Genomic DNA, 15,390 nt, shown 5'->3' on the forward strand with positions numbered 1-15,390 from the left:
GTGAACCATGGGTATCAAGCGACTCAACCATGCGGTGCTCTACGTCAGTGACGTCAGCCGCAGCAGTGATTTCTACCGCGAGGTGCTGGGCTTTCGTGCCAAACCGGGCGGCCAGCCGGACCGGGCGGTGTTTGCCCAGGCAGCCGATTCGGATAATGACCATGATCTGGCGCTGTTTGCCCGCAATCTGGGCCAGCAGCGTGCCGGGGTGTTCAGCCCGCGCGGCGAAACGCCGGGCGCGCACGAGCCGCCGGCGGGTCTGTATCACCTGGCCTGGGAAGTGGACACACTGCAGGAACTCAAGCGGATTCGTGACCAGCTGGCAGCCATCGGCAAGCTGGGCCTGGAAGAAGACCATGGGGTGCACAAGAGTGTGTACGGCCATGACCCGGATGGTTTGCTGTTCGAAGTCACCTGGTTTGTGCCGGCAGACCGGTTGACCGAGGCGGACCGGCACAGCGATGGCACACTGGACTGGGATCGTGAGCTGGCCCGGTTTGCCAGCCAGGACTGAGGCCAGGGACCGGCAGCACTGCCCTGCCGGTCAGCACCATGACGTTGTTGTAAAAAAACCACCCAGGCCCGCGCCAACTAACAACACTTTCAATTATTGTTAATCATTGAACGGCAAGCTGCTGTTCGGGCGCTTTCAGATCTTATTTTAAATCAATACTTATCCTGCATGTCACAAACGCTGTGATATAACCAACAATGACTGACGGTCATCGGCGTGCTCATCCCCCCGACGATCGGGCAGGCCATCCATTGTGCTGGTGATTTCAAAGAGGAAGCGATGAAACCGCGACTGATGCCGGACTTGCAGGAAGCCATCGAGCTGACCCGATTCTGGACCGACTTCGAGCCATCGGATGTCGACATCGAGCAGCATCGCATCGTGTCATGCATCCTGCTGGCCTATATCGATATTCTGGAGCAGGAGATCGATCGCCTGCGCTCGCTGTATCCGGAGGATGTCCATGGCCTGCAATTGCACGACCCGACGCCCTATACACCGCCGACCGGACGCTGACGCCGACCTGGTGCCGCAGACGCCCCGCTCTGCTATGATATCCGGGAAAAAGGGCGGGCATTCTCATGAAAAAAATATGCATGGTTCTGGCCCTGCTGCCAGCCATCCTGCTGACGGGGTGCAATGCATCGGGCGGCACCTCCGAGCACGACCAGCAAGACGTGACCGACACCACCTACTTCAAGGCGCAGGCCATCCTGCAATCCTTGTCCTGTCCGCTGCCTGCCGGCATGCGTGCCTTTACACCGCTGCACAATATCGGGGCGGATGACGTCAAACGCCAGGCGCTGGCGCGATCGTATGTCGAGCTGAAACGGCGCGAGACGCAGGGTTCCTGGCAGTCTGCCGCGCAATACTTCAATCAGGATCAGTACGCTGCCGACAACTGGAAGCGCCGCATGCAGGACAATCTGGCCGCCATCAACGACAGCATGCAGACCTATCGCAAGAACAATTACAACTTTGCCACGCCGCTGGATGAGTACGTTCAGTCGCAGGCCGATCAGTACCGTCATGCCTGCCAGCAGTACCTGCGTGCCAATGCGGAGTGGGTGGCCAAGGATCGTGATCTGGCGGCCTTGCGCAAGGAAAAGAAGCAGCCGTGGCTGAGCCCGGATCGTCCCCTCACCTGCTCCATGCTGGCCAGCAAGGGCTGCTACGACGACTGAGGTCCAGGGGGCAGGCCGCTGCGGTCCTCCCCAACAAAAAAGGGTGCCCGAGGCACCCTTTTTGCACGCGACACCAGCCCGCTTAGCGCGCGCGGTCGGCGGTCAGCTCGGCAATGCGCATGATGACGGCGACTGCCTTCTCCATGCCTTGCAGGGTGACAAACTCGTGCTTGCCGTGGAAGTTGTAGCCGCCGGTGAACAGATTGGGGCACGGCAGGCCACGGAAGGACAGCTGGGCACCGTCGGTACCACCGCGGATCGGGCACATTTCCGGTTCGATCGCGAGGTCGATCATGGCCTGGCGGGCAATGTCCACCACATGCGGGAACTTGGCCACTTCATCGCGCATATTGGCGTAGGAGTCTTTCAGCGTGACATCGATATGGCAGTCGCTTGGCAGGCCCTGGGCCACCTGGGCGCAAATGTCCTGGATGCGGGTTTTGCGGGCGGCAAAGTTGTCTCGGTCGAAGTCGCGGATGATGTAGTTCATCTCGGCCTTCTCCACCGTGCCGTTGAGCGAGATCAGGTGGAAGAAGCCCTGATAGCCCTCGGTGTGTTCCGGGGTTTCTTCTGCCGGCAGCATCTGGTGAATCCGGGTGGCCAGGGTCATGGCGTTGACCATCACATCCTTGGCGCTGCCGGGGTGCACATTGTTGCCGTAGATCTTGATGTTGGCCGAAGCCGCATTGAAGTTTTCCGCTTCCAGTTCGCCGACACCGCCGCCATCCACGGTATAGGCCCACTCGGCACCAAAGGCCGGCACATCGAAATGTTGGGCGCCCTTGCCGATTTCTTCATCCGGGGTGAAGGCAAAGCGGATGGAGCCGTGCGGGCGGTTCTGTTCGCGCAGGCGCAGCATGGCGGTGATGATCTCGGTCACACCGGACTTGTCGTCGGAACCCAGCAGCGTGGTGCCGTCGGTGGTGATCAGCGTCTGGCCGATCAGCTGGTTGAGTACCGGGAAACGCGCCGGGGACAGCACTTCGCCGCTGGTGCCGAGTTTGATCTCGCCACCCTGGTAGTTTTCCACGATTTGCGGCTTGACGTTCTTGCCACTGCAATCCGGCGCGGTATCCAGGTGCGCGATGAAGCCGATCACCGGCACGGGCCAGTTGACGTTGGATGGCAGGGTGGCCATGACACAGCCTTTTTCATTCAGTGACACTTCTTCGAAACCGAGTTCGGTCAGTTCCTTGAAAAGTGCACGAGCCAGATTCAGCTGGCCATCGGTGCTGGGCACGCGATCGGCCTCGGGATCAGATTGGGTATCGACTGCGACGTAGCGGAAGAACCGTTCGAGAATATTATCCATTTTGTCCTCAATGATGAGCGTTTTTTGTCATTGTGCATGCAATATGAGGCAGAAATCTTGCGGTACATCATAAAGCCGGCAATCACACGGCATAGCCGCGATGCGACGATCCGGCCACGGTCGGCAGTGAGCCCCGCCGGGCGGGCGCGCTGGCCGGTGAAGCCTTGGCTGCCCCGGGCATTCAGCGTTACCATCGGCGCTTTATTCATGCCGAATTGGTACTGTCCATGAGCAAGCTTCCCTCTTTTGTTGCCGTCGAACTGGCCAAGGCTTACCGCCTGCTCAACCATGGGCCGGTGACCCTGGTCACCAGCGCCCATCAGGGTGAGCGCAACATCATGGCGGCCGCCTGGGCCATGCCGCTGGATTTCGACCCGCCCAAGGTGGCGGTCGTGATCGACCGGCAAACCCGCAGCCGGGAATTGATTGAGGCATCCGGCCGCTTTGCGCTGAACATTCCGACCCGGGCGCTGGCGGCGCAAGTGGTCGCAGTGGGCTCTCGTTCCGGGCGCGATGGCGACAAGTTTGCCGAACAGGGCATCGAGACTTTTCTCGGTCAGAGCGATCTGCCGCTGGTTCAGGGCTGTGCGGCCTGGCTGGAGTGCCGGATCCTGCCGGAGCCGGCCATGGCCGAGCGCTATGATCTGTTTCTGGGGGAAGTGACGGCCGCCTGGGCGGACCCGGCACTGTACAGCGACGGACGCTGGCATTTCCCGGACAGCGACAGCCAGACACTGCATTACATTTCCGGCGGCGCCTTCTTTGCCTCGGGTGACTATTTCGAAGTGTGAGCATGCGGGACAAGGGCTGCCGGTGACAGGCTCATGGGCTAGAATAATGAGAGCTGCATTGTTCCGGAGAGCCAGCCATGCTTCGCTACGGCGGTTTCAGCCCTGCTTCCTCCAGGCGAAGGACAAGCCTGGGGTTTCTGCTGCTCATTGGCATGCTGGCACTGGCTCGTCCGTGTCTGGCCGCGGACAGGGACGTCATCCGTGTCTGTGACGACAATAATTTTGCCCCCTTCCTGATGTCCATTAATGGTGAGACACATGGTGCGACCGCGGAATTAATGCGCCAGATGTTTCTCCGGCTCGGGCTGCGCTATCGCATCACCATCATGCCCTGGCAACGCTGCAAGGCCTATCTGAAGGAAGGGAGTTATGACATGGCGCCGGATGTCACCTATGATCCGGCGCGGTTGCAGGACTTCCGCCTCAGTCAGGCCTATTACCAGACGGCTTCGACTTTCTTTTATCTGCGCAGTCGTTTTCCCAACGGCATGCCGGTCAGACATGCCCGGGAGCTGCTGCCTTATCAGGGCTGCGGTCTGTTCGGGTATTCCTATGCGCGCTATGGCCTGCCTGTCGGCAAGCTGAACACCCACGCCAACAGTTATCAGGAGCTGGTCCGCATGCTGCGCAGCGGTTTGTGCGACTACTTTCTCGGCGAGCAGGAAATCATTCTCGGCAATGCCCTGCCCGGCCCGAACCAGCTGGACATCAACGGGGTGATCATTGGCAAGCTGGATGACGTCGCGCCGAATAGTCTGCATTTCCTGCTGGGACGCCGCGGACCGAATACGGACTGGCTGCTGCCCCAGCTGAATCAGCAAATTGAGCATTTCAACCAGTCCGATACCATGAAGCACCTGGTGGATCAGGCGCTGTCTCCCTGACATTCCGGTCAGTCATGCCCGCCCCGGCGCGGGCTTGCCGAGCGGGTCAGGTGCAGATGGCGTCGGGCTCGCAGCCGTTTCGTACTTCCATATCACATACTCAATGCATTTGTCATTACCAATCCGGCACGCTAGAACAGGACCATTCTGTGAGTCGTCGGAGGCAAAGCATGTCCCGTTGCGAAGAGTTTGATTACATCATTGTCGGTGCCGGCTCAGCCGGATGTGTCATGGCCGCACGCCTGAGCGAGGATGCGGCGGTGAGTGTGTTGTTGCTGGAGGCCGGCGGGCCGGACTGGCGGGCCGACTGGCGCACGCAAATGCCGGCTGCACTGTCATGGCCGTTGCGCGGCACTCGCTACAACTGGGCTTATCAGACCGAGCCGGAACCGCATCTTGGCATGCGCCGCATGCGCCAGCATCGTGGCAAGGGCCTGGGCGGGTCTTCGCTGATCAACAGCATGGTCTACAGCCGTGGCAATGCCCGGGACTATGAGCATTGGGCCAGCCTGCCCGGCCTGGCCGACTGGCGTTACGCGGATTGTCTGCCCTATTTCCGCAAGGCGGAGTGCCATCATGGCGGCATCAATGCCTATCACGGCGGCAGCGGTCCGTTGCAGGTCACGCAGCCCGACTGGCAGCACAGTCCGCTCTATCAGGCCTTTATTCAGGCAGCCATTCAGGCCGGGCACATGCACAGCAGTGATCTGAATGGTTTCCGCCAGGAGGGCTTTGGTCCGCTGGCACGGACGACCACGACCGGCGGGCGCCGCTGCAGCAGTGCCTATGCCTATCTGGACCGGGCTCGCAAGCGCCCCAACCTGACCATCCGCACCCACAGTGTGGCGGATTGTCTGCTGTTGACGGGTCGTCAGGTGCGCGGTGTCCGGGTGCTCAGTGGCGATGGTCATGAGGCGGCGTATGCGCGTCGCGAGGTGATTGTCTGCAACGGCGCCATCGGCAGCCCGCTATTGCTGCTGCGCTCCGGGATCGGTCCGGCGGCCGAGCTGGCCGCCATGGGCATCGCGGTCATCGCGCATCTGCCGGGGGTCGGGCACAACCTGCAGGATCATCTGGCCGCCACGCTCCAGTTCACCTGCCATGACGCGGTCTCGCTCACGCCGGCGACCCGCTGGTGGAAGCAGTGGCAAATCGGAGCGCAATGGTTGCTGACGGGTGGCGGACTGGGGGCTTCGAATCAGTTTGAAGCGGGCGGGTTCCTGCGCTCGCATCAGGATTGCGCCTATCCCAATCTGCAGTTCCATTTTCAGCCGCTGGCCGGCCACGATGAGGGCGACGGCGCCCCGCCCGCGCATGGTCTGCAATGCCATGTCGGTCCCATGCGCTCCCCCAGTCGCGGTCAGGTCCGGCTGCGGACACGCCATCCGCTGGACCCGCCCCGGCTTCAGTTCAACTATATGGCGCATGAGGATGACTGGGTCGAATTTCGCCAGGCGATCCGCATCACGCGTGACATCATGTCGCAAAGCGCCCTGGCGCGTTTTCGGCTGGAGGAGCAGCAGCCCGGCAGCGCGGCCTGGCGTGACAGTGATCTGGATTATTTCATCTTGCGCCATGCCGAGTCGGCCCTGCAGCCCTGCGGCAGTTGCAAGATGGGCAGTAGTGCCGATGCCATGGCCGTGGTGGACGGCCAAGGTCGTGTGCATGGCATCGCCGGCTTGCGGGTAGTTGATGCGTCGATCATGCCGCGGATTCTCAGCGGCAATCTGAATGCCGCCACCATCATGCTGGCGGAAAAGATCGCGGATCATGTGCGCGGTTTGCCGCCGCTCCCGCCACAATGGGCCGCGGTGGCTCAGGAGCGAACGATCCCGGTCATACAGCCGCACTTTGATACGTCACTGGCACGCTAATTGCTATTTCTGACAGGACAATGACCACCCAATGGACCCCTAGTCAGCCATGAGCGCGACGCTTGCTACCGTTCAGACCGCCTATGCCAGCCAGACGACTTTTGCCGGACAGGCAGAATTTGCCGCGACAGCGGCAAACCCTGCCCGTAGCGCGTCGCTCAGTCCGGACGAAGCACTGCCCGAGCCGGGCACGGACTCGACACGGGTGACCTTGTCGCCACAGGCGCGTGCCCTGTTGCAGCAAGAGGCCACGGTGGCTCAGTCGGCCAATGCGCAGGCGAGCAGTTCGACGCAGCTGCAATTTCCGGATGCCGCACTCATGGCTCAGCTGCGTGCCGCCGGCATTCCGCAACAACCCGCCTTCATGCTGAAGGTGGATCCTGTCGATCATCACGTCACGGTCCTGGGGGCTCGCCCCGATGCCGCGCGCATCGCCGCCATGATCAACACCGTGGCCTGATGCGACCGCGGGCCAGATCCTCATCCTGAACTTCGTTTCCCCCTACAAGCAATACACTCATTGACTGACATCCTGTCGGCCGGCGCCATGCCATGCTTTCACGCGTCCCTGAACGGACACGTTGCCGACAACCCAATGAAAGGATGATCATGTCCCGATTGCATTTCCCCCTTGCCAGCCTGTGGCTGCTGGTCTTCGCCAGCCCGCCGGTACTGGCGTCTGATTGCCACCCGACACCGGACTGTTCCGAGGCCAGGATCAGGCAACTGGGTCAGGCCATGCGGGTGGCGCTCAGTAATGAAAAGACCGCCGTCGCCTCCGCCATCCTGCATCAAATCGCCGACTGCGCCTGGCAGCGGCGTCAGGCGCAGGTACAGGCATCGCCCTCTGAACGCTGAGCCACTGACCGCCCCCCATCGGCCCCGGACACCGGGGTCGATTTTTGTCATGGTGAGGCGATTGACGCCCTGCTACACTCACGATCTTTTCAACGCTCCGTCCGCTGGCTGCGAGGCAGTCACGGGTCAGGACGGAACCGCAACCATTTGAAAACATGAAGAATAAATGGACAACACTGGCGCTGCTGGTCATCAGCGTCTGGACAGGCAGCAGCCTGGCGGCCGGGCGCACCTTGCCCGAGTGGCTGGGCGATGCGCTGTTTTGGCAACAACTCGACTGGTATCAGGCCCCGTCTTCGGCGGTCTGGCAGGATCGTGGCTGGGTCAGCTATCTGGGCAAGCAGAGCGGCAACACATCGCATGACCGGATTCAGGCGTTCAAGCTCGACGGGATCGACTGGCAGGCGACACTGGATAACAAGGTCGATGGCCAACCCGCGCAGCAACTCACCATTTATTCACCCGGCGAAGACAGTCAGGCGGATCATTGCGGCAATTTGTTCAATTGGGCCATGCATCATTTCGGCCCGCCCACCATCACGGTGGATGGCAGCTATCGTCTGGCGAGCGCGGCCGGCAAGGGGGCGCACAGCTATACGGATCTGCACTATCAATGGGATCTCGGTACCACGCGCATCATCCAGGAGTGCCAGGGGCACAACGGTGAGGATGGCAGCACCATTTTTGCCGCTGCCTCGCTGCGTTTCAGCGCGCTCAGTGCCGGGCACGTGATTCATCCCCTGATCAGCGCCAAGTGCTCCCGCTCGCTGCGACTGAATGATTCGAGCGATATCCCGCTGAAGATGTCGGATATCGTCTTCATCATTGACGAAAATAACGGCTCGATCCGCCGTCCGGATCTGGTGCCGATCCGGGTGCATCAGGTGACAGTCAATCCACAGCTGGTCCGCTTCAGTCTGACGCTGGATCAGTCCAACAATGACTATCAGATCGACCTGCCCGCCGGCACGCTGAATGCCAATATGTCGATTGCCGGGGTGCGTACCGGCCAGGTCAGCGGGCAGTGTCTGCTGACGCCAACCGTCACGACCTCCGGCAAAAATACCCCCTGAGGATTCTTCAGACGAAAAAAAACCCGGGAATCCCGGGTTTTTTTTGCTTTGTCTCAGTGACGGCCGCTGAAGTCCTGGCGCCAGCCGCGTACATCGCCTGCCTTGTCATTGGCCATGGTTTCTTTGCTGCTGGAAACCGTCGTGGTTTGCACGGTATCTTGCACCGGCTTGCCCAGGCGGACCTGGACAGTGGACTCGGTCACTTGGCCACCGGCAAAGGCTGCGGCAGAGAGGGACAACGTTGCGATCATCAGGGTCAGGGTTTTCATGGTCTTGTTCCTTATCAGTTGTTTGGATTGCGGCACCATCAGTGCGGTGAGGCATGGGTCAAACTATACATGCTGTGTTTATGGCAATAAATATCAATTTATTCACTTCTTTATTTCTTTCAGAGAAACAATATCACGGTTGAAAAGCCAGCTGCTTGCCCTCATTGTTTCTGGTCTCTGCAGCAAACACACCCCATGACAACCGCATCAACCTGATGGCACAGCATGGATCTGCCCCATGTACCTTGTTCAGGCTACCGAGCCCGGAGACCAGACCCGCGACATCCTCTTCACCCCCTTCAAGACTGGCAGGCATTAAAAAACCCGGTCGCACCGGGTTTTTTTAGGCGGGCCATCTTAGCGACGGCTGTTATGTGCAGGATGGCCTGCCATCGCTGCTTCCGCTTGGTCACTGACCGGGTTGCCAAAGGTACTCACATCGTTCGAGGCCTGTGCAGCATGCGGGGACGATTTGCTCATTTGCTGGTGAACAGCGGAATCATTATCCAGGCCACCGGCAAGCGCAGCGGCGGAGAGGGTCATCGTGGCGATCATCATGGTCAGGGTTTTCATGGTTTTGTTCCTTATCAATTGTTTGGATTGCGGCACCATCAGTGCGGTGTGGCATGAGTCAAACTATACATGCATCAATTAAGGCAATAAACATCACTTTATTTTATTACTTGTTTACCAATGCGAAACAATAATCTCGACATGCTGACGACACCCTGGCGTAACAGGCATAAAAAAACCCGGTCGCACCGGGTTTTTTTGGGATCAGCGGCATATTAATGACGGCCGCTGTAGTCCTGGCGCCAGCCGCGTACGTCTTGCGCCTTGTCACTGGCAGCGGTGTCATTGCTGCCCGACACCGAGGTCATTTGCACGGTGTCTTGCACCGGCTTGCCCAGGCGGACCTGGACAGTGGACTCGGTCACCTGGCCACCGGCAAAGGCTGCGGCGGAGAGGGTCATCGTGGCGATCATCATGGTCAGGGTTTTCATGGTCTTGTTCCTTATCTGTTGTTTGGATTGCGGCACCATCAGTGCGGTGTGGCATGAGTCAAACTATACATGCATCAATTAAGGCAATAAACATCACTTTATTTTATTACTTATTTACCAATGCGAAACAATACTCTCGACATGCTGACGACCCCCTGGCGTAACAGGCATAAAAAAACCCGGTCGCACCGGGTTTTTTTGGGATCAGCGGCATATTAATGACGGCCGCTGTAGTCCTGGCGCCAGCCGCGTACGTCTTGCGCCTTGTCACTGGCAGCGGTGTCATTGCTGCCCGACACCGTGGTCATTTGCACGGTGTCTTGCACCGGCTTGCCCAGGCGAACCTGGACAGTAGACTCGGTCACCTGGCCACCGGCAAAGGCTGCGGCGGAGAGGGTCATCGTGGCGATCATCATGGTCAGGGTTTTCATGGTCTTGTTCCTTATCTGTTGTTTGGATTGCGGCACCATCAGTGCGGTGTGGCATGAGTCAAACTATACATGCATCGGAAAAGACAATAAACACCAATATATTAACCTTATAGTTTACCAAAAAGAAACAAAATACCGACGCTGATCACGCCTTTTGTTGGCGCATGCGATGCAAATCCGGCAGGAACATGGTCAGCAAACCCAGCAGGGGCAAGAAGGCACAGACGTGGTACACGAAGAAAATATCGGTGCGATCTGCCAGCATACCCAGTGCAGCGGCACCGAGCCCGCCCATGCCAAAGGCAAAGCCGAAGAACAGGCCGGAAATGGCCCCGACCTTGCCTGGGACCAGTTCCTGGGCATAGATCAGGATGGCGGAGAAGGCCGAGGCCAGTACCAGGCCAATCACCACGGACAGCACTTCCGTCCAGAACAGGTTGGCATAGGGCATCAACAGGGTGAAGGGGGCCACGCCCAGGATGGAGACCCAGATGACGCGTTTGCGTCCGATGCGGTCTCCGATCGGTCCGCCGATCAGGGTGCCGGCGGCAACGGCAAACAGGAACAGGAAAAGATGCATCTGCGCCGACTGTACGCTGAGCTGGAACTTGCTGATCAGGTAGAAGGTGTAATAGCTGGTCAGACTGGACAGGTAGAAGTACTTGGAGAAGATCAGCATCGCCAGAATGAACAGCGAGAACAGTACGCGTCCGCGCGACAGGCCTTCGCCATACAGCGCGGCACTGGCCGCCTTTTTGGCCTGGGTGCGCTGATGATGGCGGTACCAGTTGCCTACGCCGGAGAGCACCACCATACCGATCAGGGCGGCCAGTCCGAACCAGGCAACGCTGCCCTGCCCGCGCGGCAGGATGATCCAGGCGGCCAGCAGGGGACCAAGCGAAGAACCCAGGTTACCGCCGACCTGGAACACGGATTGCGCCAGGCCGTGACGGCCGCCGGAGGCCATGCGCGCCACGCGCGAGGACTCGGGGTGGAAGATGGACGACCCCATGCCGACCATGGCGGAGGCCAGCAGCAGCGAAGGCATGCTCTGCGCCGACGACAGCAGCATCAGTCCGCAGAGGGTGCTGCCCATGCCGATGGCCAGTGAATAGGGCTGGGGGTGTTTGTCGGTATAGAGCCCGACCAGTGGCTGCAGCAGGGAGGCAGTGATCTGGTAGGTCAGCGTGATCAGGCCGATCTGTGCAAAGCTCAGTTGATGCGCGGTCTTGAGCATCGGGTAGAGCGCAAAGATCAGCGACTGCATCATGTCGTTGAGCAAGTGGGAGAAGCTGATGGCCGCCAGTACGGCCACCGCCAGGCCACCAGCGGCTTTGCCGGCAGTCTGGCCATCCAGGGCAGGTGTCAGGGTTTTCATGAAAATCAATCGCTTGCAGGTAAATGAATCACGTTCTCATTCTAGAGCGGCAGGGAAAACAAATCCTGACAAGCAATATCGCCAATCTGCCAATCTTCTCCGGCTGGCGAAGATAAAAAAACGCCGGCTGAATCCAGCCGGCGTTTTGTCCTGGGAGTCGAAGTGCGGCTTAGCGCGACTTGACGAACGGAATGCCAATCGCCTTGGGGGCCACGGCGCGACCGACGAAGCCGGCCAGCAGCAATACCGTCAGCACGTACGGAATCACCTGGATGAACTGCGACGGAATCTCGCCGATGATCGGCAGGGGCACGCCTTCCAGACGAATCTGTACCGCATCGGCAAAGGCGAACAGCAGACAGCCGAGTACGGCGTAGGTCGGACGCCATTTGCCGAAGATCAGTGCCGCCAGTGCCAGGAAGCCCTTGCCGGCGGTCATTTCCTTGATGAAGGAACCTGTCTGATAGACCGACAGGAAGGCACCGGCCATGCCACACAGCATGCCGTTGCACAGCAGCGCCAGATAGCGGATGCGTGCCACGGAAATACCGGCGGTGTCGGCCGCATGCGGGTTTTCCCCCACGGCGCGCAGACGCAGGCCGAAGCGGCTCTGGTAGACGGTCCAGGTCACCAGGGGCAGCACGATCAGGAAGGTCAGATAGACCAGGATGCAATGCCCGGAAATCAGGCCACTGTAGATCGGCCCCAGTACCGGCACATTGGCCACCGAGTCGGCGAACGGCAGCGTGATTTCGTGGAAGCGCGCCACGTCGTCCAGCTGCGGCGAGTTGCCGCCCTGCTGGAACATGGCGAGTCCCAGTACCGGCGTGATCCCGGAGGCAATGGTGTTGACGGCCATGCCGGAAATCAGCTGGTTGCCGTTGTAGGTCACGGAGACCAGTGCGTGCAGCATGGACAGCAGCGTGGCGGCGATCATGCCGGCCAGCAGGCCCAGCCAGGGGTTGCCGGTGTAGAAGGCGACCGCGGCACTGGCAAAGGCGGCGGTGAGCATCTTGCCTTCCAGGCCGATGTCGACGACACCGGAGCGTTCGGAGAACAGGCCGGCCAGTGCGGCCAGCACCAGGGGCGTGGCCACGCGAATGGTCGACGCCAGCAGGCTGATGTACTGATCCATGTCATTTCCCCCGCTTGAAGAACGAAGCCAGAATCGGCTCGAACAGATTTTCCAGACCGCCGCAGAACAGGATCACCAGACCTTCGATCAGCAGCACCATTTCACGGGTGATCAGCGGCTTGGCAAACGACAGTTCCAGCCCGCCCTGGGTCAGGCCGCCGAACAGCAGTGCCGACAGGATGATGCCGACCGGGTGGTTGCGGCCCATCAGCGCCACGGCCACACCGACGAAGCCGATGCCGTTGGTGAACAGGACGTTCATGCGGTGGGTCGAGCCCAGCAGCTCGTTGACCGAGGCCAGACCGGACAGGGCACCGGAAGCGCACATGGCCAGGATGATGACCTTGGTGACGTTCATGCCGGCATAGCGTGCCGCATGTTCATTGGTCCCCACGGTCCGCAGTTCGTAGCCCCAGCGGCTGTGCCAGACCACCAGATAGAACAGCACGGAGGCGATCAGGGCCAGGAAGAAGGTGCCGTTGAGCGGGGTATTGGAAATATGGATACCCAGGCCACCCAGGATGTTCTGCATCGACGGCATCCACGAGTTCTGACCGAATTCGCGGGTGGTCGGATTCTGCGAACCCGGCTCGATCAGGTGGTGGCCGATCAGATACAGCATCAGCGAGTAGGAGATGAAGTTGAACATGATGGTGGTGACCACGATGTGGCTGCCACGCTTGGCTTGCAGCCAGGCCGGGATATAGGCCCAGGCGGCACCGAAGGCCATCGCGGCGATCATGCACAGCGGCATCAGGATCCAGAACGGCAGGACCTTGTCGAAGGCAAATACCGTCAGGGTGATCCCCAGGCCGGCCAGATAGGCCTGACCTTCACCACCGATGTTGAACAGGCCGGCATGGAACGCTGCCGCGACCGCCAGGCCGGTGAAGATGAAGTCGGTGGTGTAGAACAGGGTGTAACCCAGCCCTTCACCATAGCCGAACGCACCATGCACCAGGATTTTCAGGCATTCGAGCGGGCTTTCGCCGATGACCCAGGTCACCAGACCGGTGACCAGAAGTGCCGCCAACAGGTTGAGCGCCGGCAGAATCGTCAGCTGTGCCCAACGCGGCAAAGTGGATGGTTGACCGAACTTCAATGCTTGTCTCCTCCGCCCATCAACAGGCCAAGGGCCGGGGCGGTTGCGTCCTTGCCGGCCATTTCGCCAGTAATCTGTCCACCAGCCATCACCAGGATGCGGTCAGACAACGACATGATTTCTTCCAGTTCCACCGAGACCAGCAGGATGGCCTTGCCGGCATCGCGCAGCTCGACCAGCCGGCGGTGGATGAATTCGATGGCACCGATATCCACGCCACGGGTCGGCTGACCGATCAGCAGCAGATCCGGATTGGCATGGATCTCCCGTGCCAGCACCACCTTCTGCTGGTTGCCGCCGGACAGCAGACCAACACGCAGCATGGGATTGTCCGGACGGATGTCGAATTGCTGGATCAGGTGGTTCATGCGCTCGATCAGCGCCTTGCGGCTGTAGAGCGGGCCACGGCAGACCGACTTGTCGCACTGGTAGCCGAGGATGGCGTTCTCGTAATTCGGGAAGGCCTTGACCAGCCCCTCGCGCGAACGGTCTTCCGGCACGTGGGCAATACCGAGCTGACGCAGCACGGCAGCCTTGGGCTGGCGATACTTGAGCGTGCCGAGGTTCTGGCCCTTGTAGATGATTTCACCCGAGGTGCTGGTCTGCATGCCTGCCAGCACTTCCAGCAGTTCGGACTGGCCATTGCCGGCCACCCCGGCGATGCCGACGATTTCGCCGGCTCGTACCTGCAGGTTGATGTCTTTCAGCAGACCGACGCCACGGGTATCGACCAGGTTCAGTCCCTTGACCGACAGCACGACTTCACCCGGCTCGCGCTGGGCCTTGTCGACTTGCAGGTTGACCTTGCGACCGACCATCAGGTCGGCAAGATCGGCCTTGCTGACATCAGCGGTGCGCACGTTGCCAACCATCATGCCGCCACGCATTACGCTGACGGCATCGGTGATGTCCAGCACTTCGCGCAGCTTGTGGGTGATCAGGATGACGGTCTTGCCCTGCTCTTTCAGGGTGCGCAGGATGCGGAACAGATGGTCGGCTTCCTGCGGGGTCAGTACGGCGGTCGGTTCGTCCAGAATCAGCACGTCGGCGCCGCGATACAGCGCCTTGAGGATTTCGACGCGCTGTTGCAGGCCGACGCCGAGCTTGCCGACGACGGCATCCGGATCGACCTCGAGGCCGTATTCCTTGTTGAGTTCCTTGAGGTGGGCACGCGCCTGCTTGACACCGTGCTTGAGCACGAGGCCGCCTTCGGCGCCCAGAATGATGTTTTCCAGCACGGTGAACGTGTCGACCAGCATGAAGTGCTGATGCACCATGCCGATACCGAGGCGAATCGCCTCCTGGCTATTGCGGATTTGCGTTTCCTTGCCATTGACGCGAATGGTGCCGGCATCCGCCTGATAGTAGCCGTACAGGATACTCATCAGGGTGGATTTGCCTGCCCCGTTCTCGCCGATGATGCCGTGGATGGAGCCCTTGGCAACCTTCATTTCGATATCGCGGTTGGCCGCGACGGCGCCAAAACTCTTGCAGATGCCGATCAACTCGATGGCTAAGTCGGTCATTCTTGTATTTCCCTGAATGCTGATTACCCTGAGACCTTCCCGCACAAATCAAACG

18 protein-coding genes are annotated in these 15,390 nt (G+C 60.1%); 9 read left to right on the forward strand and 9 right to left on the reverse strand.

Features of this window, described 5'->3' with window-relative positions; translation table 11 throughout:
- Positions 1-7: 7 nt before the first annotated feature.
- From AACH39_RS04410 to AACH39_RS04420, 3 genes are all read left to right on the forward strand, one after another.
- The gene (locus AACH39_RS04410; RefSeq protein WP_338620996.1) at positions 8-514 is read left to right on the forward strand and encodes a VOC family protein; all 507 of its coding nucleotides are present in this window, start codon (positions 8-10) and stop codon (positions 512-514) included.
- 279 nt (positions 515-793) lie between these two features.
- Positions 794-1,030: a hypothetical protein gene (locus AACH39_RS04415; RefSeq protein ID WP_215782250.1), complete on the forward strand. Its 237-nt coding sequence runs from the start codon at positions 794-796 to the stop codon at positions 1,028-1,030.
- A 65-nt stretch (positions 1,031-1,095) separates the two neighbouring features.
- Entirely contained in the window at positions 1,096-1,698 is a 603-nt protein-coding gene (locus tag AACH39_RS04420) for a hypothetical protein (RefSeq protein WP_215782249.1), read from the forward strand.
- A gap of 82 nt (positions 1,699-1,780) precedes the next feature.
- On the opposite strand, the gene pepT is transcribed toward AACH39_RS04420, so the two are convergent.
- Positions 1,781-3,010, reverse strand: a complete 1,230-nt coding sequence (pepT, locus tag AACH39_RS04425) for a peptidase T (protein WP_215782248.1) — start codon at positions 3,008-3,010, stop codon at positions 1,781-1,783.
- A gap of 227 nt (positions 3,011-3,237) precedes the next feature.
- Here pepT and AACH39_RS04430 point away from each other — a divergent pair, with 227 nt between their 5' ends.
- From AACH39_RS04430 to AACH39_RS04455, 6 genes are all read left to right on the forward strand, one after another.
- Positions 3,238-3,801: a flavin reductase family protein gene (locus AACH39_RS04430; protein WP_215782247.1), complete on the forward strand. Its 564-nt coding sequence runs from the start codon at positions 3,238-3,240 to the stop codon at positions 3,799-3,801.
- 77 nt (positions 3,802-3,878) lie between these two features.
- Positions 3,879-4,685 (forward strand): transporter substrate-binding domain-containing protein, encoded by an 807-nt coding sequence (locus tag AACH39_RS04435; protein WP_215782246.1) that lies wholly within the window; start codon positions 3,879-3,881, stop codon positions 4,683-4,685.
- A gap of 170 nt (positions 4,686-4,855) precedes the next feature.
- Positions 4,856-6,559 (forward strand): choline dehydrogenase, encoded by a 1,704-nt coding sequence (gene betA, locus AACH39_RS04440; RefSeq protein ID WP_338620997.1) that lies wholly within the window; start codon positions 4,856-4,858, stop codon positions 6,557-6,559.
- A gap of 49 nt (positions 6,560-6,608) precedes the next feature.
- Positions 6,609-7,019, forward strand: a complete 411-nt coding sequence (locus tag AACH39_RS04445; RefSeq protein WP_338620998.1) for a hypothetical protein — start codon at positions 6,609-6,611, stop codon at positions 7,017-7,019.
- Positions 7,020-7,168: 149 nt separating this feature from the next.
- Positions 7,169-7,417: a hypothetical protein gene (locus AACH39_RS04450; protein ID WP_215782243.1), complete on the forward strand. Its 249-nt coding sequence runs from the start codon at positions 7,169-7,171 to the stop codon at positions 7,415-7,417.
- 155 nt (positions 7,418-7,572) lie between these two features.
- The gene (locus AACH39_RS04455) at positions 7,573-8,490 is read left to right on the forward strand and encodes a hypothetical protein (protein WP_338620999.1); all 918 of its coding nucleotides are present in this window, start codon (positions 7,573-7,575) and stop codon (positions 8,488-8,490) included.
- A 53-nt stretch (positions 8,491-8,543) separates the two neighbouring features.
- Here the strand turns inward: AACH39_RS04455 and AACH39_RS04460 are convergent, their stop codons facing one another.
- The 8 genes from AACH39_RS04460 to AACH39_RS04495 all read right to left on the reverse strand — a co-directional run bounded on the left by AACH39_RS04460 (position 8,544) and on the right by AACH39_RS04495 (position 15,335).
- Positions 8,544-8,759 (reverse strand): hypothetical protein, encoded by a 216-nt coding sequence (locus AACH39_RS04460; protein ID WP_215782241.1) that lies wholly within the window; start codon positions 8,757-8,759, stop codon positions 8,544-8,546.
- A 357-nt stretch (positions 8,760-9,116) separates the two neighbouring features.
- Entirely contained in the window at positions 9,117-9,332 is a 216-nt protein-coding gene (locus AACH39_RS04465; protein ID WP_215782240.1) for a hypothetical protein, read from the reverse strand.
- A 215-nt stretch (positions 9,333-9,547) separates the two neighbouring features.
- A complete protein-coding gene (locus AACH39_RS04470; protein ID WP_338621000.1) occupies positions 9,548-9,763 on the reverse strand; it encodes a hypothetical protein in 216 nt (71 codons plus the stop codon).
- A gap of 215 nt (positions 9,764-9,978) precedes the next feature.
- Positions 9,979-10,194 carry a hypothetical protein gene (locus AACH39_RS04475; RefSeq protein WP_215782238.1) on the reverse strand — a complete coding sequence of 72 codons (216 nt, stop codon included), beginning with the start codon at positions 10,192-10,194 and terminating at the stop codon, positions 9,979-9,981.
- Between the two features lie 145 nt (positions 10,195-10,339).
- Positions 10,340-11,572, reverse strand: coding sequence for an MFS transporter (locus AACH39_RS04480; RefSeq protein WP_215782237.1), 1,233 nt, complete (start codon positions 11,570-11,572; stop codon positions 10,340-10,342).
- Positions 11,573-11,741: 169 nt separating this feature from the next.
- Positions 11,742-12,707, reverse strand: coding sequence for an ABC transporter permease (locus AACH39_RS04485; protein ID WP_215782236.1), 966 nt, complete (start codon positions 12,705-12,707; stop codon positions 11,742-11,744).
- 1 nt (position 12,708) lies between these two features.
- On the reverse strand, positions 12,709-13,809 hold the full coding sequence (locus AACH39_RS04490) for an ABC transporter permease (RefSeq protein ID WP_215782235.1): 1,101 nt from the start codon (positions 13,807-13,809) through the stop codon (positions 12,709-12,711).
- Positions 13,806-15,335: an ABC transporter ATP-binding protein gene (locus AACH39_RS04495; RefSeq protein WP_215782234.1), complete on the reverse strand. Its 1,530-nt coding sequence runs from the start codon at positions 15,333-15,335 to the stop codon at positions 13,806-13,808. Before AACH39_RS04495 ends, AACH39_RS04490 begins: the two co-directional genes overlap by 4 nt.
- Between the last annotated feature and the right edge of the window lie 55 nt (positions 15,336-15,390).

The sequence above is a fragment of the Paludibacterium flexuosum genome (assembly GCF_037076605.1).
Taxonomy (GTDB): Bacteria; Pseudomonadota; Gammaproteobacteria; order Burkholderiales; family Chromobacteriaceae; genus Paludibacterium.

Coding starts and splice junctions, on each gene's coding strand:
- AACH39_RS04410 (WP_338620996.1), top strand. CDS start 8: ATGGGTATCAAGCGACTCAACCATGCGGTGCTCTACGTCAGTGACGTC.
- AACH39_RS04415 (WP_215782250.1), top strand. CDS start 794: ATGAAACCGCGACTGATGCCGGACTTGCAGGAAGCCATCGAGCTGACC.
- AACH39_RS04420 (WP_215782249.1), top strand. CDS start 1,096: ATGAAAAAAATATGCATGGTTCTGGCCCTGCTGCCAGCCATCCTGCTG.
- pepT (WP_215782248.1), bottom strand. CDS start 3,010: ATGGATAATATTCTCGAACGGTTCTTCCGCTACGTCGCAGTCGATACC.
- AACH39_RS04430 (WP_215782247.1), top strand. CDS start 3,238: ATGAGCAAGCTTCCCTCTTTTGTTGCCGTCGAACTGGCCAAGGCTTAC.
- AACH39_RS04435 (WP_215782246.1), top strand. CDS start 3,879: ATGCTTCGCTACGGCGGTTTCAGCCCTGCTTCCTCCAGGCGAAGGACA.
- betA (WP_338620997.1), top strand. CDS start 4,856: ATGTCCCGTTGCGAAGAGTTTGATTACATCATTGTCGGTGCCGGCTCA.
- AACH39_RS04445 (WP_338620998.1), top strand. CDS start 6,609: ATGAGCGCGACGCTTGCTACCGTTCAGACCGCCTATGCCAGCCAGACG.
- AACH39_RS04450 (WP_215782243.1), top strand. CDS start 7,169: ATGTCCCGATTGCATTTCCCCCTTGCCAGCCTGTGGCTGCTGGTCTTC.
- AACH39_RS04455 (WP_338620999.1), top strand. CDS start 7,573: ATGAAGAATAAATGGACAACACTGGCGCTGCTGGTCATCAGCGTCTGG.
- AACH39_RS04460 (WP_215782241.1), bottom strand. CDS start 8,759: ATGAAAACCCTGACCCTGATGATCGCAACGTTGTCCCTCTCTGCCGCA.
- AACH39_RS04465 (WP_215782240.1), bottom strand. CDS start 9,332: ATGAAAACCCTGACCATGATGATCGCCACGATGACCCTCTCCGCCGCT.
- AACH39_RS04470 (WP_338621000.1), bottom strand. CDS start 9,763: ATGAAAACCCTGACCATGATGATCGCCACGATGACCCTCTCCGCCGCA.
- AACH39_RS04475 (WP_215782238.1), bottom strand. CDS start 10,194: ATGAAAACCCTGACCATGATGATCGCCACGATGACCCTCTCCGCCGCA.
- AACH39_RS04480 (WP_215782237.1), bottom strand. CDS start 11,572: ATGAAAACCCTGACACCTGCCCTGGATGGCCAGACTGCCGGCAAAGCC.
- AACH39_RS04485 (WP_215782236.1), bottom strand. CDS start 12,707: ATGGATCAGTACATCAGCCTGCTGGCGTCGACCATTCGCGTGGCCACG.
- AACH39_RS04495 (WP_215782234.1), bottom strand. CDS start 15,335: ATGACCGACTTAGCCATCGAGTTGATCGGCATCTGCAAGAGTTTTGGC.